This window comes from Kitasatospora sp. NPDC024654 (assembly GCF_055559155.1).
The window spans coordinates 1-18,696 of the sequence record NZ_JBVHLF010000096.1; the positions used below are offsets into that span (position 1 = coordinate 1).

An 18,696-nucleotide genomic window follows, 5' to 3' on the forward strand; every position below is an offset into this window, starting at 1 on the left:
AGATACGCCACGCACTGCACTGGTCAACGCTCCGCCGCCGCCACCAAATTGAGGCCAGGCGACATCACTTCCGTCGGCGCATGCGCCTCCAGATGGTGCAGATCTAGCCCTGTAGTACTAGGCCGGTTCACAGCTCGCCGAGCCCGGCCTCCTCCAGGTCCAGCGCGTGCTGCACGGTCCCCCGTGTGCTGCCGCTGATCCGGTGCGTCTCGTAGAGTCGCTGCAGCTCGGTGCTCTCCACCGCGATCAGGTCGCGACGCAGCCGCCGGAACGCCAGCATGGTGGCCGCGTCCTCGACCGGTTCCTCGTCGGAGAGCCGGAGCCGGGCGTGGTCGAGCCGGGTCTCCAGGTCGCGGCGCATCCGGTCGGCGACCACCGCCGAGACGCCCTCGGCCTCCACCATCTCGTCCAGCCGACCCAGCGCGGCCCGCAGCACCGCCTTCGACGCCTGGGCCTCCTCGCGCGCGGTCGCCTCCGGCTCCAGCGCGATGCCCGAGGCGCGCACCACCGGCGCCAGGGTGAACCCCTGGACCACCAGCGTGCAGGCGACCACCGAGGTGGTGAGCACCAGCACCAGCTCCCGGTACGGCAGCGGCGAGCCGTCCTTGGCCAGCAACGGAATGGTCAGCGCGGCCGCCAGCGGCATCACGCCCCGGGTACCGGCCCAGGTGAGCACCGCCGGCACCCGCCAGTTCAGCCGGGCCGGCCCGCCGGCGACCGACGCCCGCCGCCGCTGGGTGAGCCAGGTCATCGGCACGATCCACAGCAGCCGGAGCAGGATCAGCGCCAGCGCTATCACCAGCGCCTGCCAGCACCAACCGCCTTGTGTGGCACTCAAGTCACGTATCAGGCCGGGCAGTTCCAGCCCGATGAGGGCGAAGACCACGCTCTCCAGCATGAAGACCACCGTCCGGTAGACGGCGTGCACCTGCAGTCTGATCCGGGCGTTGGTCAGCCGGTGGCCCCGCGCGCCGAGCGCCACCCCGGCGACCACCACCGCGGTCACCCCCGAGGTGCGCAGGTCCTCCGCCAGCACGTACGCGACGTACGGGGTGACCAGGGCGGTCACCGTCTCCAGCACCGGATCCCCGGTGCGCGCCCGGATGAAGGCGACCGCCGCCGCCACCGCACCGCCGACCACCGCGCCGCCGCCCGCCAGCAGCACGAACTCGCCACCCGCCGCCGCCGGCGAGACCGCCCCGGCGGTCACCGCCAGGCCGACGGCGACCTTGAACAGCACCAGGCTGGTCGCGTCGTTGAAGAGGCTCTCGGACTGCACCAGGGTCTGCATCCGCGGCGGCAGCGCGAGTTTGCGCCCGAGCGCGGTGACCGCGACCGGGTCGGTGCTGGCCAGCACCGCGCCCAGCACGAAGGCCATCGGTCGCGGCAGCGGGGTGAGCGCGGCGGCCAGCGCGCCGATGCCGAACGCGGAGGCCAGCACCAATCCGAGCGCCAGCAGGCTGACGGGCCGCCAGACCGCCTTCAGCTCGCGCCAGGAGATCTCCTCGGCCGAGGCGTAGAGCAGCGGCGGCAGCACCGCCACGCTGATCACCTCGGGCGGCACCACGACCCGCGGCACGAACGGCAGCAGCCCCGCCAGCAACCCGGCCACCACCAGCAGTGACGGCGCCGGAATGCTCCAGTGCCGGGCACCGGTGGCGACGGCGGTGGCGAGAATGACCAGCAGCAGGACGGTGGTGACCATGCTCACCGGGGTGCAGCCTCCATAAGCCGTAGTGGGCGGTGATGGTATGAAGGGTCATTGTATGGAGACCTGCCCGGGCGTGGCAGGACCGCGGTGGCCCCGGTGCCCAGGGAGGGAATCATGATCAGGCTCGTGACCAAGTTGGTGCTCAAACCGCTCGCACGAGCGATCTACCGCCCGGTGGTGGAGGGACGGAAGAACGTCCCGCGCAAGGGTCCGGTCCTCATCGCCAGCAACCACCTCTCGTTCATCGACAGCGTGGCGATCATCCTCACCGCGCCGCGCCCGGTCTCCTTCCTCGCCAAGGCCGAGTACTTCCACGGCAAGGGGCTGAAGGGGAAGTTCGTCAAGGCGGTGCTGGAGGCGATCGACGTGGTGCCGGTCGAGCGCGGCACCGTCCACCTCGCGCAGACCGCGCTGGACGCCGCGCTGGAGGTGCTGGAGAGCGGGCAGGCCTTCGGCATCTACCCCGAGGGCACCCGCTCGCGGGACGGCCGGCTCTACCGTGGCAAGACCGGCGTCGCCTGGCTGGCCCTCACCGCCGGCGTCCCGGTGGTCCCGGTGGCCCTGGAGGGGACCGACCAGCTGCAGCCGGTCGGCACCCGGATCCCCCGACTGCGCCGGATCACCGTCCGGTTCGGCGAGCCGCTGGACTTCTCCGAGCTGCACGGCCAGGCCCGCTCGGCCCGCGCCCGCCGCCAGGTGACCGACGAGGTGATGCGCGCCATCCACGAACTCTCCGGCCAGGAACTGGCCCCGGTCTACAACGAGGTCCCCAAGGCCGCCTGAGCCCCGTCACCGGGCCCGGTCGGCCGGGTAGCGCCGCACCGCCCGTTCGATCTCGCGGGCGACCCGGGCGAACCGCTCGGGGCCGCCGCCCCAGGGGTCGGGGATGCCGTCGGGGGTCAGCAGGCCGACGGGGTGTCCGGGGCCGGCGAGGGCCCGCACGGCGTGGGCGGTCTCCCGGTCCATCGCGATCAGCTCGTCCGCCCAGGCGATCAGGTCGGTGTCCAGCGGCCGGGACCGGTGAACCGTGAGGTCGTAGCCGAGGGCGGCGGCCGCCTCGATCATCAGGGGGTGCGCGGGCTCGCCGGCGTACCGGCCGTGCGTCCCGGCGGAGCGGACCTCGGCCCGGTCGCCGAGCCGGGCCGCGAGCATCGCGGCGGCGGTCGGCGAGCGACAGATGTTGCCCTTGCAGATCACCAGCACCCGGCGGGGCCGTTCCCCGGTCACTGCTCGCCCCTTTCGATCCCTACCCCACCACCTTCGCGCGGCGGCCCGGCCAGGGCTGAACGACGGGCTGTGCCGCGGCCGGCTCCGCCTGCGGCGAAGGCTCCGCGCCCTCCGCCGAGTGCGGCGCCTCCCGCCGCAGCAACGCCGCGTAGCGGCCGTCGAGGGCGAGCAGTTCCTCGTGGGTGCCCAGCTCGGCGACCCGACCGTGGTCGAGCACGGCGATCTGGTCGGCGTGCCGGATGGTGGAGAGCCGGTGCGCGATGGTGATCGTGGTGCGCCCGGCGGCCAGCTCGTCGATCGCCCGCTGCACGGCCCGCTCGGTCTGGTTGTCCAGCGCGCTGGTGGCCTCGTCCAGGATCAGCACCGGCGGGTTGCGCAGGATGGTCCGGGCGATCGCCAGCCGCTGCTTCTCGCCGCCGGAGAACCGGTAGCCGCGCTCGCCGACCACGGTGTCGTAGCCCTTGGGCAGGCCGGCGATGTGGTCGTGGATCTGCGCCGTCCGGGCCGCCTCCACCAGTTCCTCGTCGCTGGCGTCCGGCTTGGCGAAGCGCAGGTTGTCGGCGACCGAGGCGTGGAAGAGGTAGGTCTCCTGGGAGACCACCCCGACCGCCCGGGAGAGCGACTCGAAGGCGAGGTCGCGGACGTCGGTGCCGTCGATGGTGACCCGGCCGCCGGTCACGTCGTAGAGCCGCGGGACCAGGTAGCTGAGGGTGGTCTTGCCGGAGCCGGTCTCGCCGACCACCGCGAGCGAGCCGCCAGCCGGCACGGTCAGGTCGACGCCGGACAGGGTGGCCCGGGGCTGCTCGGCCTCGTAGCCGAAGTCGACCTGCTCGAAGCGCACCTCACCGCGGACCGCGGGCAGCCGGACCGGCTCGGCGGGCTCGGCGATCTCCACCGGCAGGTCCAGGTACTCGAAGATCCGCTGGAAGAGCGCGAGCGAGGTCTGCACGTCCACGCCGGTGGAGAGCAGCTGGACGGAGGGGCGGAAGAGCTGCTGCTGCAGCGAGACGAAGGCGACCAGGGTTCCGATCGAGACGAACGGCGCACCGCCGGCCGCGGTCAGGCCGGCCGCCAGGTAGATCACCGCGGGCATCGCCGACATCACGATCTGGATGATGTTCATCCGCCAGCGCCCGGCCATGCTGGCCCGCACCTCCAGGTCGGCGAGCTGGTCGGACTGGCCGGTGAACTCCGCGGAGAGCGAGTCGGAACGGCCCATCGTGCGGCCGAGCAGGATGCCGCTGACCGAGAGCGACTCCTGGACCGCCGAGGACATCACGGCGAGCTGCCGCTGCCGCTCGGAGGTGATCCGCTTGCGCTCGTTGCCGACCCGGCGGCTGATCCAGACGAAGACCGGGAGCAGCAGCAGCGAGACCAGGGTCAGCCGCCAGTCCAGCGCCACCATGGCGACCACGGTGGCGATCACGCTGGTGAGGTTGGAGACCAGCGAGGTCGCGGTGGAGGTGACGGTGGACTGCATGCCACCGATGTCGTTGGCGATCCGGGACTGCACCTCGCCGGTGCGGGTCCGGGTGAAGAAGGCCAGCGACATCCGCTGCAGGTGGGAGTAGACGGCGGTGCGCAGGTCGTGCATCACCAGCTGGCCCACGGTGGTGGAGATCAGGGTCTGCAGCACGTTGAAGACGCTGTTGACCACGGTGGCCGCGACCATGCCGAGCACCAGCAGGGCGAGCAGGCCGGTGCGGCCGTGCGGGATCGCCACGTCCAGGACGGCGCGGAGCAGGAACGGGGTGACCACCGAGACCACCGCGGAGGCCCCGACCAGCAGGCCGACCGTGGCGAGTCGCCACCGGTACGGCCGGAAGAGCGCCAGGATGCGGCGCAGCTGGGCCGGGGGCCGCGGCTCGCCGGCCGCGCGCGGTGGTGGGGTCCAGTCGATGGTGTCAGGACGCACGGCACCTCCAGGGAAAGGACAACATGGAGAGCATAGCTCATTGTTAGCTCTGCTAATAATGAGCTATCCACCCATGGCATTCCCGCACCCCGGCAACGGTCGGGTCAGGTGGTCCGGTAGGTCCGGGCCGCCTTCGAGGAGAGCCCGCCCAGCTTCCCCGCCGGCAGCAGCCGGGCGACCGCCACCGCCAGCTTGTACCGCTTGCTCGGCACCGAGAGCGTCCGCCCGTGGGCCAGGTCGCGCATCGCCTCGTCCACCACCCGCTCCGCCGGGAGCCAGGCCCAGCGCGGCACGCTCGAGGTGCCCATTCCGGCCCGCTGGTGGAACTCGGTCCGGGTGAAGCCCGGGCAGAGCGCCAGCAACCGCACCCCGGTGCCACCGAGGTCGCGCGACACGCCCTGGGTGAAGTTGACCACCCAGGCCTTGGTGGCGCCGTACGTGCCGCGCGGCAGGAACGCCGCCACCGAGGCGACGTTCACCACCCCGCCGAAGCCGCGCTCGCGCATCCCCGGCAGCGCCGCCGAGGTGAGCCGCAGCACCGCCTCGATGTGCACCTTGAGCATCTCCAGCTCCTGCTCCAGCGGCACGTCCAGGTAGGCGCCCCGGTGGCCGAAGCCGGCGTTGTTGACCAGGATCCCGACCGGCCGGGAGCCGTCCCGCAGCCGCTCCTCGACCGCGCCGATCCCGGCCTCGGTGGCGAGGTCCGCGGTGAGCGGCTCCACCTGCACGCCGAACCGCTCGCGCAGCCCGGCCGCGGACTCCGCCAGCCGCCGGGTGTCCCGGGCGACCAGCACCAGGTCGTGGCCGTCCCCGGCCAGGCGACGGGCGAAGGCGGCACCGATACCGGCGGTGGCGCCGGTGATGAGAGCAGTTGTCATGATCGCACGCTACTGGCCGCCCGCCTCCACGCGCGAGGGGCGTGCTGCGGACCGCGCGGCCTCGTCGGCCGCCCCGCCCGCGCCGACCGGGCGCAGCCGGCTCCCCGCGGTCTCCCGCAGCCGCGGCGCCAGCCGGCCCACCTCGCGCCCGCCGACCGCGGCGATCAGCCCCGGCAGCACCCAGCGCACCGGCTGCATCCCGCGCAGCCAGGCCTGCGCGTAGACGTGCGACGAGCGGCGGGCGATCCCGGCCACCAACCGCTCCACCGCCGGGCCGACCGGGTAGGTCCGGTTGGCCGGCCAGGGCAGCCGGGCCCGCATCTCGCGGAGCACGTCGTCCTGGTCGGCGCCGCGCACCATGTCGGTGTCGGTCCAGCTCAGGTAGCCGACCCCGACCCGGACCCCCTGGTGGGCGACCTCGGCGCGCAGCGCGTGCGCGAACGACTCGACGCCCGCCTTGCTCGCGCAGTACGCGCTCATCAGCGGGGCCGGGGTGATCGCCGCCAGTGAGGCGATCTGCAACAGGTAGCCGCGGCTGGCCGCCAACGCGGGCAGGAAGGCCCGGGCGGTGGCCACGCTGCCCAGCAGGTTGACCTCGATCACCCGGCTGAAGGCGGTGTGATCGCTGTCCAGCAGCGGCCCGCCGATCGCGATCCCGGCGTTGGCGACCACGGTGTCGATCCGGCCGTAGCGCTCCAGGATCCCCCCGGCGGTGCCGCTGAGGGCGGCCAGGTCGGTGACGTCCGCCTCCCACCAGGACGCCTCCGGCCCGCAGAGCGCGGCGGTGGCCTTCAGCTCGGCCGGCTCCAGGCCGACCAGTGCCACCTTGGCGCCGCGCTCGGCGAGCCGGCGGGCCATCAGTGCGCCCAGCCCCCGGGCGGCTCCGGTGACGACGACGACCTGTGCGTGCAGCGGCGGGGTCATCCGGCTTCCGTCCTCTCGGGTGCCAGGTGGGCGGTGACCAGCCGGCGGATCTCGGCGGCGATCTCGGCGGGTCGCTCGGCGGGAGCCATGTGCCCCACGCCGGGCAGTTCCAGCAGTCCGGCCGGGGCCTGGGCCGCGGCCAGCATCCGGTGCGCGTGCACCGGTGGGGTGAGCCGGTCGGCGCTGCCGACCACGACGGCGGTCGGCGCGGTCATCGCGGCCAGCCCGGTCCGCACGTCCAGCTCGCCGAGCACGTCCGCCCAGCGGGCCCGGACGGCGGTCGGGCAGGCGTGCACGATCCGGGCGCACGCCTCGACCGGCTCGGGCGGGGTGGCCCGGCCCATCGTGGCGTGCTTCAGCACCGCCTTGCCGGGACCGGTGACCGGGCCGAGCGGCAGCGGGGAGGAGAGGATCCGGCGGGTCAGCCAGGCCCGCAGCCGCGGTGGGCGGACGGCCGCCGGGATCAGCCGGACCTCCTCGGTGAGGCCGCCGGCGCCGGTGCTGACCAGCAACGCGGCGGCGGTCCGGGCGGCCACCGCGGGCCGGCCACCGGCCGCCATGATGGTCATCCCGCCCATGCTGTGCCCGGCCAGCACGGCCCGGCCGCCCGCCGGCACGACGCGGGTGAGGACGGCCTCCAGATCGTCGGCGAGCGCGCTGGTGGAGTAGCCGCGGACGGTCGGCGGGATGTCGCTGCGGCCGTGGCCGCGCTGGTCGTAGGCGACCACCCGGTGGTCGCCGGCGAGCCGGTGGATGACCGGGGACCAGAACCCGATCGAGCAGGTCCAACCGTGCGCCAGCAGCACGGTCGGCGCGTCGGCGGGACCGAACGCCTCGGCGTTGAGCCAGCTGCCGTCGGCGGAGCGGACCCGCAGCCGTTCGGCGGGGGTGGGCAGCACCCAGTCGGCGGGCGGCGTCATGCCGGGACCTCCTCGGTCACGGGCGCCGGCACCGGGGCGGCGCGCTTGATCAGCTCGTACTCGGCGAGGTCGATCCGGCGGGTGGCGCGGCGGAACTCGGCGGTCGAGCCGGGCCAGAGCACGGTGTTGTGGCCCTGGGAGTCCAGGTACCAGCTGCGGCAGCCGCCGGTGGTCCAGACCGTGCGCCCCATCCGGTGCTGGAGCCGCTGGTTCCAGTGCCGCTGGGCGCGTTCGGTGGGCTGCAGCGCGGTGGCGCCGACCGAGCGGAGCGTGCGCAGCGCGTCGATCAGGTAGTTCAGCTGGGACTCGATCATCAGGATCATCGAGCTGTTGCCCAGGCCGGTGTTCGGCCCGATCACGAAGAAGAGGTTGGGGAACCCGCGCACGGTCGACCCGCGCAGGGCGGCCATCCCCTCCTTCCACTCCTCGGCCAGGCTCCGCCCGTCCACCCCGAAGACCCGGTCGGCGATCGGCATGTCGGTGACGTGGAAGCCGGTGCCGAAGACGATCGCGTCCACCTCGTGCTCACTGCCGTCCGCGGCGACCAGCGTCGAGCCGCGCACCTCGGTCAGCCCGGCGGCCACCAGCTCGGTGTTGGGCGCGGCCAGCGCCGGGTACCAGGTGCGGCTGAGCAGGATCCGCTTGCAGCCGATCCGGAAGTCGGGGGTCAGCTTGGCGCGCAGCACCGGGTCGGCGATCTGCCGGGCCAGGTGCCGCTCGGCCAGTTGCTGGACCAGGCGCAGCGTGCCGGGCCGTCGGACGAAGGCGTCCACCTGGAACTCGCGGACGGTGAACAGCGTGGCCCGGCGGACCGCCGCGGTGGCCGGGACGGTGCGGTGCAGCCAGCGCTCGGCGGCGCTGATCTCGCGGTCGGCCTTGGGCAGCACCCAGGCGGGGGTGCGCTGGAAGACCGTCAGCCGTCCCACCTTCGGCTGAATCTCCGGGACGATCTGCACCGCGGAGGCGCCGGTGCCGACCACGGCGACCCGCTTGCCCGTCAGGTCGTAGTCGTGGTCCCAACGGGAGGAGTGGAAGACCTGGCCGGGGAAGGCGGCCAGCCCGGGCAGCTCGGGGATCTGCGGGTCGGAGAGCGGGCCGGTGGCACTGACCAGCGCGTCGGCCGTCCACTCCCCCGCGCTGGTGCTGATCCGCCAGCGGGTCTGGGCGGCCTCCCAACGGGCCTCGGTGACCTCGGTGCGCAGCCGCAGGTGCGGCCGCAGGCCGAAGGTGTCGGTGACCCGCTCCAGGTAGCCGCGGATCTCGGCCTGGCCGGAGAAGCTGCGTGGCCAGTCGGGGTTGAGCGCGAAGGAGAAGGAGTAGAGGTGCGAGGGGACGTCGCAGGCGCAGCCCGGGTAGCTGTTGTCCCGCCAGGTGCCGCCGACCGAGTCGGCGCGCTCCAGGATCACGAAGTCGGTGATGCCGGCCCGGCGCAGCCGGACGCCGGCGCCGATGCCGCCGAAGCCGGAGCCGATCACGGCGACCCGGACGTGCCGGGGCTCGGGGGTGGGGGGTTGGTCGGGGATGGCTGCCATGCGGCGGTCCTCTCGGGAGGTACGAGGCGCGGGCGGGATGACGCCGCCCCGGGGGGATGCGGGACCGGTCGGGAACAGTGTGCGGGTGTCAATCGTGCCAGTATTCACTGGCACGATTGGCAGGGTAGCCGCTGGGATCCGGGCTGGGAAGAAGCCGGACGGGCCCGGTTCACCGGGGCCGTCCGTCGCTCGTGGCCGTCCCCCGCCCGCCCCTATGCTGGCCGCGTGGCGGAGATCGAGAGCACCCCAGCAGGTCCGCGCGAGTACCGGGTCGAGCAGCTCGCCGCGGCCGCCGGCATCACCACCCGCACGTTGCGCTTCTACCGCGAGCGCAAGCTGCTCCCGCCGCCGCGCAAGGAGGGCCGGATCGCCTGGTACGGCGAGGCGCACCTGGCCCGGCTGCGGGTGATCGCCGAGCTGCTGGAGCGCGGCCACACCCTGGGCGGCATCGCCGAGCTGATCGGCGCCGGTGAGAGCGGCCGGGACGTCGCGGAGCTGATCGGCCTGGAGGCGGCGATCACCGCGCCCTGGTCGGACGAGGCTCCCGTCTCGCTCAGCTGGGCCGAGCTGGCGGCCGCCTTCGGCGACCAGCTCACCGAGGCCAACACCGCGGAGTCGATCGCCCAGGGATACATCACCGTCACCGAGGACGGCATCACCCACGTCAGCCGCCGGCTGATGGACGCCACCATCGCCCTCGTGGCCGAGGGCGTCCCGCTGGCCGCCGTGCTGGACGCCAGCCGCAAGGCGCAGGAGTACGCCGACGCGGTGGCCGAGGTCTTCGTCGGCCTGATCCGCGACCAGCTGCTCGGTGCCCTGGCCACCGAGCAGCCGCTCCCGCCCGGCGAGGCGGCCCACCTGACCGAGCAGCTGACCCGGATCCGCCCGTTCGCCCGAGTGGTCGCCGACGCCCAGTTCACCCTCGCCATGGACCGCCGGGTGCACGCCGAGTACGACGACGTGGTCCGGCACCGCCACCGGTGACCGGCGCGGCCCCGCCCGGCCCGCTCGCGCCGGTGGGGCCCGCGCCCCGGCCCCGCCCCGCGGCTGCGTACCCGAACCGTCCGCCGCCCCCGCGGGTACCCCCCAGGAGGTGGTCCGCCGCAGGTCACGCCCGCCCTGACGTGCGAGAGTGGTACTCGAGCGAAGGGAGCGGGCGCGTGCTCATGGAGAAGGTGGCGGAGATCCTCGCCGAGACCTCGGCCGAGGCCGTCGAGCCGCGCTTCCGTGCCCTGACGGCCGGCGAGGTGATGGAGAAGGCGCCCGGCGACGTGGTGACGGTCGCCGACCGCGAGGCCGAGCTGATCATCGCCCGGCGGCTGCACGACCTGCTGCCGCTCCCGGTGGTCGGCGAGGAGGCGGTGGCCGCGGACCCGATGCTGGCCCGCTGCCTGCACACCGAGCCCGCCTGCTGGCTGGTCGACCCGGTGGACGGCACCTCCAACTTCATCGCCGGCCGCCCGGACTTCGCGCTGATGGTCTCGCTGGTCCGGGACGGCCGGACGGTCGCCGCCTGGATCTGGCAGCCGATGACCCGCACCTCCTACGCCGCCGAGCTGGGCTCGGGCGCCTGGCGGGACGGCCACCGGCTGATCCGGACCCCGGCCACGGACCTGCCGGAAAAGTGGCGCGGCTCGGTCAAGCGCCGTTTCCTGACCCCGCATCTCTTTCCGGGGCTGGCCACCCGGATCCAGGCGTTCGGCCAGGTGAACCAGGGCCGGCGGGCGGCGGGCATCGAGTATCCGCAGGTCGCCGACGGCGAGCTGGAGTTCCTGCTCTACTGGCGCACCCTGCCCTGGGACCACGCCCCCGGGTCACTGCTGGTCACCGAGGCCGGCGGGGTCTCGGCCCGGCTGGACGGCTCGCCCTACCGGGCCGACCCGCCGGGCGGCGAGGACGGTCTGCTGGTCGCCAGCGACCCGCAGACCTGGGAGCACACCCGGGCCGTACTGCTCGGCCTGCACGGCTGACCCCACCTCAGCCCGTCACCATAGGCACCGGGAGGCGCTCCGGCAGCCGCAGGCTCGGCCGAAAACTGTCGGGACAAGCCGCCGGACGATATGCCGACGCACTTTCAGAATTCCCCGGAAGTACTCTCAGGAAGCCTTCAGTGGCAGCCCCGTGGAGAGCATTCCGGGTGACCGGAACGCCATTGTCCGGTGCTCCAGGGAAAGGCCCGCCGAGGCCGCCCTGGACTGTGCGATCAGCGCCCCTCGCATTCCCGGCCGGCCCGGACCGTGTCGTCCAGCAGCCGGGCCAGCTCCGCCTCGGTGGTGTGCGGATTGAGTAGGGTGAGCTTGAGCCGGAGCAACCCCGGTCCACGGCCCGGCAGTTCGGTCCGGCCGAGCACCGCGCGCCCGCCCGCCAGCAGCCGGCGGCGCAGCTCGGCGTTGAGCCGGTCGACCGCCGCCGGGTCGGCCCGCCGCGCCGGATCCCACGGCAGCACCCGGAACAGCACGGTGCTCAGCAGCGGTTCGGCGTACAGCTCCAGCTCGGGTCGGTCCCGCACGGCGGTGGCGGCCACCCGGGCCAACTCGTGGCAGCGGTCGACCAACCGGCCCAGCCCGGCCCGGCCCAGGGTGCGCAGGGTGACCGCGATCTTGAACGCGTCGGCCCGGCGGGTGGTCCGCAGCGAGCGGCCGAGCAGGCTCGGGTAGCCGGCCGCCTCGTCGTCGGCCGGGTTGAGGTACGCGGCCCGGCGGGCCAGCGAGGCGTAGCTCTCGGTCCGGCGGACCAGGAACACCCCGGCGGCGGCCGGCTGCCAGCCCAGCTTGTGCCAGTCGAGCGCCACCGAGTCGGCCCGGGCCAGCCCGTCCAGCAGCGGGGCCAGCCGCTCGGAGAGCAGCGCGCCACCTCCGTACGCGGCGTCCACGTGCAGCCAGGCACCGTGCCGCGCGGCCAGGTCGGCACAGCGGTGCAACGGGTCGATCGCGCCGGTGTCGGTGGTGCCGGCGGTGGCGACCACGGCGAGCGGCCTCTCGCCGGCCCGGACCACCGCGGCGAGCGCGGCGGCCAGCGCGTCGCCGTCCATCCGCAGGTCGCGGTCGACGGCGACCGGGACGACCGCCCGCTCGCCCAGTCCGAGCAGCGCGGCGGCGCGCTGGATCGAGAAGTGCGCGACCTCGGAGGCCAGGATGCGCGGCCGGCTGGCCATCGGGATTCCGTCCAGCTCCGGTCGCCCGCCGAGCAGTTGGTCGCGGGCCAGGAGCAGGCCGAGCAGGTTGGACTCGGTCCCGCCGGACGTCACCACCCCGGCCGCCCGATCCGCCCGGAAACCCGCCAACTCGGCCAGCTCGGCGATGAGTTCGGTCTCCAGCACGGTGGCGGCCGGGGCCTGGTCCCAGGAGTCCAGCGAGGCGTTGAGCACATCGGCGGCCAGGTCGGCGGCGACCGCGACGGCCAGCGGCGGGCAGTGCAGGTGGGCGGCGCAGGCCGGGTCGGCGGGGTCGGCGGCCCCCCACGCGAACAGTTCGGTCAGCCTGGCCAGCGCCGTCGGGTCCGGCTCGTCGGGCCCACCGAGCCGGACCGCGTCGGCCACCAGCTTGGCGAGTTCCGCCGGGCCACCGGCCGGCAGCGGGCCGCCGCGCCGCGCGGCGCCCACCGTCAGCGCGTCCAACACCGTGCCGAGCAGCGGGCGCAGTGCCGCGGGTCCGGCCACCCCGCCGGCCAGTGGCGGCAGCTCCACCTCCTGACGTACCGTCACCGCCGGTCCCGGCAGGCCGCGTCGATCGCCTCGGCGAGCCGGTCGAGCACCGCGCGGACCTGCTCGTCGGTGATGGTCAGCGGGGGCAGCAGGCGCAGCACCGCGTCGTGCCGGCCGCCGAGTTCGACGATCAACCCGCGCGCCAGGCAGGCCTCGCGCACCCGGACGGCCAGCCGGGGATCCGCCGGGTGCGCCCCGCAGCTGTCCGGCGGGCCCTCGGGGTCGACCAGTTCGACCCCGAGCAGCAGCCCGCGCCCGCGCACGTCACCGATCACCGGGAGCCGGCCCCGCAGTTCGGCCAGCTCGGCCTGGATCCGCGCGCCCAGTACGGCGGCCCGGTCGGCCAGCCCGTTCGCGGCGACGTGCCGCAGCGTGGCGGCGCCGGCGGCCATCGCGAGGGTGTTGCCTCGGAAGGTCCCGGTGTGTGCGCCGGGCCGCCACCTGTCGTACTCCTCGCGGTAGACCACCACGGCCAGCGGCAGGCTGCCGCCGATCGCCTTCGAGAGCACCATGGCGTCCGGCACGATGCCGCCGTGCTGGACCGCCCACATCGCGCCGGTCCGGCCGACGCCGGTCTGCACCTCGTCCACCACCAGCGGGATGCCGCGCTCGGCGGTGATCCGGCGCATCTCGCGCAGCCAGCCGTCCGGGGCGGGCACCGCGCCGCCCTCGCCCTGCACCGCCTCCAGGATCATCGCGGCCGGCGGCACCACCCCGCCGGACGGGTCGTCCAGCAGCCGCTCGGTGTAGACCGCGGCCATCCGCTCGCCCTCCGCACCGCCGAGCCCGAACGGACAGCGGTAGGAGTAGGGGTACGGCAGCCGGGTGACCTCGCCGCCGCTGGGCAGCGGCTCCTTGACCGCGACCGGGCCGGAGACCGCGAGGGCGCCGGCCGTCATGCCGTGGTAGCCGCCGGTGAAGGCGAGCGCGCCGCGCCGGCCGGTCGCGGTCTGCATCAGCTTGAGCGCGGCCTCGACCGCGTCGGTGCCGGCCGGGCCGCAGAAGTGCACCCGGGCCCGGTCGGCGAACTCGGCGGGCAGGGTCTCCAGCAGGGCGGTGGTGAAGTCGTCCTTCTCCGCGCTGGCCAGGTCGAGCAGGTGCAGCGGCGCACCGCTGTCCAGGGTGCGACGGATCGCCGCCAGGACCACCGGGTGGTTGTGGCCGAGGGCCAGCGTGCCGGCGCCGGCGAGGCAGTCGAGGTAGCGGCGACCGTCGGCGCCCTCGACCGTCATGCCGTTCGCGCGGACCGGCACGATCGGGAACGAGCGCGCGTAGGTACGGGCGGCGGATTCGCGCAGCCGCTGGCGGCGCAGGATGCCGTCGCCGGGGCCGGTGGACGGGGCGGGCAGGGCAGCGAGGGACACGGCGAACTCCCCAGTTCCAGAGGTGAGCCCTTCCCGACTTAGGTTAGGCTAGCCTTAGCTTATGGGGTAACGGCTGCCCGCTCCGCCACCTTCAACGACCACCCGACGGTCAGGTCACGGGAGGTACGCTGCCGACCTGTCGGGGAGCGCGACCGAGGAGTGTGCCGCCATGCCGTTGCCGTCCGAACCCGCGAGCGACGCCGTGGCCGAGCGGGCCAGGACGCGCGAGTTCTTCGCGGTCCGGGCCGCCGACTGGGAGCGGCGCTTCCCCGACGACGGCCCGCGCTACCAGGCGGCCGTCACCGCTCTCGGCCTCCACCCCGGCCAACGGGTACTGGACGCCGGGTGCGGCACCGGCCGCGCGCTGCCGCCGCTGCGCCACGCGGTCGGCCCCTCCGGCACGGTGCTCGGCCTCGACCTGACCCCGGAGATGCTCCAGCAGGCCGCCCGCGCCGGCCGGTCCGGGCTGGCGGTGCTCGCGGTCGCCGACTGCGCCCGGCTGCCGCTGCCGGACGGCGCGCTGGACGCGGTCTTCGCCGCCGGCCTGATCGCCCACCTGCCCGGACCGCTCGCCGCGCTCACCGAACTCGCCCGCGTGGTGCGCCCCGGCGGCCGGCTCGCGCTGTTCCACCCGGTCGGCCGGGCCGCGCTGGCGGCCCGGCACGGGCGCCCGCTCACCCCGAACGACCTGCGCGCCGAGCCCAACCTGCGCCCGCTGCTGGCCGCCGCCGGCTGGCGGCTGACCAGCTACCTGGACGCCGACGAGCGCTTCCTGGCGCTGGCCGACCGACCGGCCGACCGCCAGTAGGTCGGTCGACGGCAGGTCGGTCGACGGTGGGTCAGCGGGGGCAGGTCAGTCGGCGCGCGGTCCGGGCCGCGCGCCCACCGGCGCCGGCGACCCGAGCGGATCGGGCGCCGGCGCCACCGAGCGGGTCCGGGCCGCCAGCCGCGCCTCCGCGAGCGCCAGCCCGCTGACCGAGAGCAGCAGCAGGACCGTGCCCACCACCGTCGCCGCCGCCGGCCGCTCACCGAGCAGCGTCACCGCGATCACCGCCGCGCTCACCGGCTCGATCAGCACGATCACCGAGGCGGTCGCGGCCCGCACCACCGCCGCCCCCGCGAAGTACAGCGCGTACCCCAGCGCGGTGGGCACCGAGGCCAGGTAGCCCAGCAGTCCGAGAGTGCGACCCAGGCCGGCCGGGTGCGGCAGGATCCCCTCGGCCAGCGCGAACGGCAGCAGGCAGAGCGCGCAGACCGCGAACGACCAGACGGTGGTGGTGAAGGCGTCCGAGTGCGCCCCGGGCCGCCCGCGCCACCGGGTGTACAGCGTCAGGCAGGCGTACCCGGCGGCGGACAGCAGCGCCCAGGCCACCCCGGCCGGGCGCACCCCACCACTCCCGGCCCGGTCGCCGAGCACCAGCAGCCCGGCCAGTGCCCCGCCGACCGCCAACAGCCCGGCCCGGCCCAGCCGTTCACCGAGCAACAGGCGGGCGCCGAGCGCGATCAGCACCGGCCCGGCGCCGAGCGCGACGACGGTGCCCACCGCCAGCCCGGTGCCCCGCACGGCCTCGAAGTAGCCGGCCTGGAAGACGGTCAGGCCCAGACCGTTGACCAGGATCCGGCCGGCGGACGGACGGGCCGCCACGCGGTCGGCTCCCCGGCGCCGCCCACGGATCACCGGCGCGGCGAGCAGCAACAGCGCCGCTCCGCCCACCGAGCGCCAGAAGGTGAGCGCCAGCGGGCCCAACCCGCTACGGCCGTAGAGCAGTTCGGCGGCCGCACCGGCGGTGCCCCAGGAGGTGGCGGCCACGGTGAGGTAGAGCATGCCCCGCCCGACGGACAGGGTGCGTGCAACAGACACGGGTGTTCTCCCATGGAAGACGTGAACTGGTCGGGTTCCCGTGAGCGGGCAGCACCGACCGTCCCAGGAGCACGCCCGGGTTCAGGTCTTCGGGGTCCTCGCCGCCCGCTTAGGCGGCGGGAGGGGGGAGCACGGCGGTCGTCGGCATGTCTTCACGATAGCCGACCGGCTTTCCGGTAGGAGATGGCCGGACAGGCAGCACGTCCCCCAGTTGAGAGGTCGCCGATGATCCGCAAGCTCGCCACCCTGACCCTGCTCGCCGCCGCGGCCGTGGCCGTCGCCCCGACACCGGCCCTCGCCGACGGGCCGAAGACCCCGCAGGAGGCCGCGGTCTGCCAGAACCTGCTCGACGAGTGGGCACACCCGCTGGGCCTCACCCCGACGTCGGTGAACAGCGTCTGCACGGTCCGGGGCAACGCCTCGTAACTCCCCCACCCCCGCCGCGGCCCCTACACCGGGTCCGCGGCGGTTCGGCGTCCGTGATCACCATTTGCCCACAAGTCACACCATATGCCCCCTTGGCCGCCGTACCCGACACCGCCCGGCCCGCGCGGGCCGCCCACCGACCGGGGGGACAGAACCGGGCGGACCGGACGCGCGGGCCCGCCGATTCGGGACCCCGCGCTCTGCCCTGGTGCGGAATACGGCAGACTCTGCCGGGAAACGCCCGGAGCATTCTTATGACCGCTCTCATGAACGGTTGCTTTGATGCTCAGCCCGGGCCCGAGCCGCCGGACCGGACGGCCACCGTTCGCCGGAGTGTCCGGCCTCACGGAACCAAACGGGCCGCCGGGGCCGTACTGAGGTACCGGGGGACATCGACCCGGTGGAGGAATGAGGACATGCCGGCATGACCGATATAGAGCTGGAGCAGCCGCAGCCGAGGCGGCGCCGGCAGGGTGCCGTGGCCGACGCCGCACCTGCTGTCGGCGGCCGGGCCGTGTCGCGCAAGGGCCGCAAGAAGCCCCGGCGTCGCGGCCTGCGGATCCTGGCGTACACCACGGCCGGTCTGGTGCTGGTCACCGCGGCGGGCGGTGGGTACCTCTATGTCCACCTCTCCGGCAACATCAAGAGCTCCGCGCTGTTCTCGGGCACCTCGGGTGACGCCGGTCACGAGAAGCCCGACGCCTTCGGCCGCACCCCGATCAACCTCCTGGTGATCGGCTCCGACGAGCGCGACAACGCCACCGACTGCCAGATCGGCGGTGACTGCGGGCCGGGGGCCAACGCGGACGTGGAGATGGTGGTGCACGTCTCGGCGGACCGCAGCAACGCCACGGTGATGAGCATCCCGCGCGACACCGTCACCCAGCTGCCCGCGTGTGACGACACCCAGGACCACACCTCGATGAAGGCCCAGCGTGGCCAGATCAACTCCACCCTGGACTACGGCCCCGGTTGCACCGTGGCCGCCGTGCACCAGCTCACCGGCATACCCATCGACCACTTCATGAAGGTCGACTTCTCCGGCGTGATCCAGATGTCGGACGCGGTGGGCGGCGTGCCGGTCTGCGTGAGCGACAACGTCTACGACCCCGACTCCGGGCTGAAGCTGAAGGCCGGCACCCACACCCTCAAGGGCCTGGCCGCGTTGCAGTTCGTCCGCACCCGGCACGGCTTCGGCGACGGTAGCGACCTCACCCGTACCGTCTCCCAGCACATCTTCATCGGCGCGATGGTCCGCCAGCTCAAGAGCGCCGGCACGCTGGCCAACCCGAGCGCCGTGTACGGGCTGGCGGACGCCGCGACCAAGGCGCTGACCGTCGACAACGGGCTGAACAGCATCCCCAACCTGGTCGGTCTCGCGGACGACCTGAACAAGGTGCCGGCCAACCGCATCACCTTCACCACGATGCAGAACGAGCCGGACCCCGCCGACAACTCGCGCGTCCTGGTCTCGCCCGCCGCGAAGAACCTCTTCTCCGCGATCGTCAACGACCAGTCGCTGACCACCGGCAGCGGCGACAAGTCCTCGGTCGCCGCACAGGCCACCTCCACCGCGACCACCGCGCCCAGCTCGGCACCCGCCGCGCCGCCCGCGGCCTCGGGCGCGCCGAAGTCGGAGATCGCGGTCCACGTCAAGAACGGCACCAAGGTCGCCGGCCGGGCCGGTGACATCGCCGACGCGCTCAAGGCGGACGGATACTCCTCGCTGACCAGCTCGTCCACCTCCACCGCCAGTGCGGACAAGACCGAGGTCACCTACACCGCGGGCCGTCAGGCGGACGCGACGGAGGTGGCCGCCTCGCTCGGCCTGCCCGCCTCCGCGGTCCAGCCCGGCGACGGGCCCGGGATCACCCTGGTGATCGGCAACGACTGGACCTCCGGCACCAGCTTCGGTGGCGGCTCGGGCGGCGGCGCCCCGGCGGCCCCCGCACCGGTCAACACCCAGGCGGCGCTGTCCGGCTCGAACTCGGCGACCGCGGACGACTCCAGCTCCTGCGCCCAGGTCAGCCACCAGGACACCGTCAGCCTGAACGGTGTCGGCATGACGCCGATCCAGGCCTACGCCAAGAGCCCCAACGTGCAGGACTCCGCGCCCTGATCGGCGCGCACGCGTGACCGCGGGGGGGGGGGGGGGGGGGGGGGGGGGGGGGGGGGGGGAGGGGGGGGGAGGGGGGGGGGGGGGGGGGGGGGGGGGGGGGGGGGGGGGGGGGGGGT

General features: G+C 74.4%; 16 protein-coding genes. 6 read left to right on the forward strand and 10 right to left on the reverse strand.

Translation table 11 applies throughout. The features are described from left to right. Positions 1-127: 127 nt before the first annotated feature. Positions 128-1,705 (reverse strand): Na+/H+ antiporter, encoded by a 1,578-nt coding sequence (locus ACZ38L_RS33350; RefSeq protein ID WP_465700555.1) that lies wholly within the window; start codon positions 1,703-1,705, stop codon positions 128-130. 120 nt (positions 1,706-1,825) lie between these two features. Between ACZ38L_RS33350 and ACZ38L_RS33355 the strand changes: the two genes are divergently transcribed. After that, positions 1,826-2,494 (forward strand): lysophospholipid acyltransferase family protein, encoded by a 669-nt coding sequence (locus ACZ38L_RS33355; protein WP_465700524.1) that lies wholly within the window; start codon positions 1,826-1,828, stop codon positions 2,492-2,494. A gap of 6 nt (positions 2,495-2,500) precedes the next feature. Here the strand turns inward: ACZ38L_RS33355 and ACZ38L_RS33360 are convergent, their stop codons facing one another. The 6 genes from ACZ38L_RS33360 to ACZ38L_RS33385 all read right to left on the reverse strand — a co-directional run bounded on the left by ACZ38L_RS33360 (position 2,501) and on the right by ACZ38L_RS33385 (position 9,107). Beyond that, on the reverse strand, positions 2,501-2,938 hold the full coding sequence (locus ACZ38L_RS33360; protein WP_465700527.1) for an arsenate-mycothiol transferase ArsC: 438 nt from the start codon (positions 2,936-2,938) through the stop codon (positions 2,501-2,503). Positions 2,939-2,957: 19 nt separating this feature from the next. Then, on the reverse strand, positions 2,958-4,853 hold the full coding sequence (locus tag ACZ38L_RS33365; protein ID WP_465700528.1) for an ABC transporter ATP-binding protein: 1,896 nt from the start codon (positions 4,851-4,853) through the stop codon (positions 2,958-2,960). Positions 4,854-4,957: 104 nt separating this feature from the next. Continuing rightward, positions 4,958-5,731: an SDR family NAD(P)-dependent oxidoreductase gene (locus ACZ38L_RS33370; protein ID WP_465700530.1), complete on the reverse strand. Its 774-nt coding sequence runs from the start codon at positions 5,729-5,731 to the stop codon at positions 4,958-4,960. A gap of 9 nt (positions 5,732-5,740) precedes the next feature. Further along, a complete protein-coding gene (locus ACZ38L_RS33375; protein ID WP_465700532.1) occupies positions 5,741-6,655 on the reverse strand; it encodes an SDR family oxidoreductase in 915 nt (304 codons plus the stop codon). Continuing rightward, entirely contained in the window at positions 6,652-7,575 is a 924-nt protein-coding gene (locus tag ACZ38L_RS33380) for an alpha/beta fold hydrolase (protein ID WP_465700534.1), read from the reverse strand. Before ACZ38L_RS33380 ends, ACZ38L_RS33375 begins: the two co-directional genes overlap by 4 nt. Continuing rightward, positions 7,572-9,107: a flavin-containing monooxygenase gene (locus ACZ38L_RS33385; RefSeq protein ID WP_465700536.1), complete on the reverse strand. Its 1,536-nt coding sequence runs from the start codon at positions 9,105-9,107 to the stop codon at positions 7,572-7,574. The genes ACZ38L_RS33380 and ACZ38L_RS33385 overlap by 4 nt, the downstream gene beginning before the upstream one ends. A gap of 225 nt (positions 9,108-9,332) precedes the next feature. On the opposite strand from ACZ38L_RS33385, the gene ACZ38L_RS33390 reads away from it, so the two are divergent. After that, positions 9,333-10,091, forward strand: a complete 759-nt coding sequence (locus tag ACZ38L_RS33390) for a MerR family transcriptional regulator (protein WP_465700538.1) — start codon at positions 9,333-9,335, stop codon at positions 10,089-10,091. A gap of 182 nt (positions 10,092-10,273) precedes the next feature. Then, positions 10,274-11,077: an inositol monophosphatase family protein gene (locus ACZ38L_RS33395; protein ID WP_465700557.1), complete on the forward strand. Its 804-nt coding sequence runs from the start codon at positions 10,274-10,276 to the stop codon at positions 11,075-11,077. Positions 11,078-11,310: 233 nt separating this feature from the next. Here the strand turns inward: ACZ38L_RS33395 and ACZ38L_RS33400 are convergent, their stop codons facing one another. Further along, the gene (locus tag ACZ38L_RS33400; protein ID WP_465700540.1) at positions 11,311-12,810 is read right to left on the reverse strand and encodes a pyridoxal phosphate-dependent decarboxylase family protein; all 1,500 of its coding nucleotides are present in this window, start codon (positions 12,808-12,810) and stop codon (positions 11,311-11,313) included. Then, positions 12,807-14,174, reverse strand: coding sequence for a diaminobutyrate--2-oxoglutarate transaminase family protein (locus tag ACZ38L_RS33405; protein ID WP_465700542.1), 1,368 nt, complete (start codon positions 14,172-14,174; stop codon positions 12,807-12,809). The genes ACZ38L_RS33400 and ACZ38L_RS33405 overlap by 4 nt, the downstream gene beginning before the upstream one ends. Before the next feature lie 169 nt (positions 14,175-14,343). On the opposite strand from ACZ38L_RS33405, the gene ACZ38L_RS33410 reads away from it, so the two are divergent. Continuing rightward, positions 14,344-14,982, forward strand: coding sequence for a class I SAM-dependent methyltransferase (locus ACZ38L_RS33410; RefSeq protein ID WP_465700544.1), 639 nt, complete (start codon positions 14,344-14,346; stop codon positions 14,980-14,982). Between the two features lie 45 nt (positions 14,983-15,027). Here ACZ38L_RS33410 and ACZ38L_RS33415 read toward each other — a convergent pair whose 3' ends face one another. After that, on the reverse strand, positions 15,028-15,999 hold the full coding sequence (locus ACZ38L_RS33415; RefSeq protein ID WP_465700559.1) for a DMT family transporter: 972 nt from the start codon (positions 15,997-15,999) through the stop codon (positions 15,028-15,030). A gap of 261 nt (positions 16,000-16,260) precedes the next feature. Between ACZ38L_RS33415 and ACZ38L_RS33420 the strand changes: the two genes are divergently transcribed. Beyond that, entirely contained in the window at positions 16,261-16,461 is a 201-nt protein-coding gene (locus ACZ38L_RS33420; RefSeq protein WP_465700546.1) for a hypothetical protein, read from the forward strand. Between the two features lie 424 nt (positions 16,462-16,885). Then, positions 16,886-18,580, forward strand: coding sequence for an LCP family protein (locus ACZ38L_RS33425; RefSeq protein ID WP_465700548.1), 1,695 nt, complete (start codon positions 16,886-16,888; stop codon positions 18,578-18,580). Positions 18,581-18,696 lie beyond the last annotated feature (116 nt).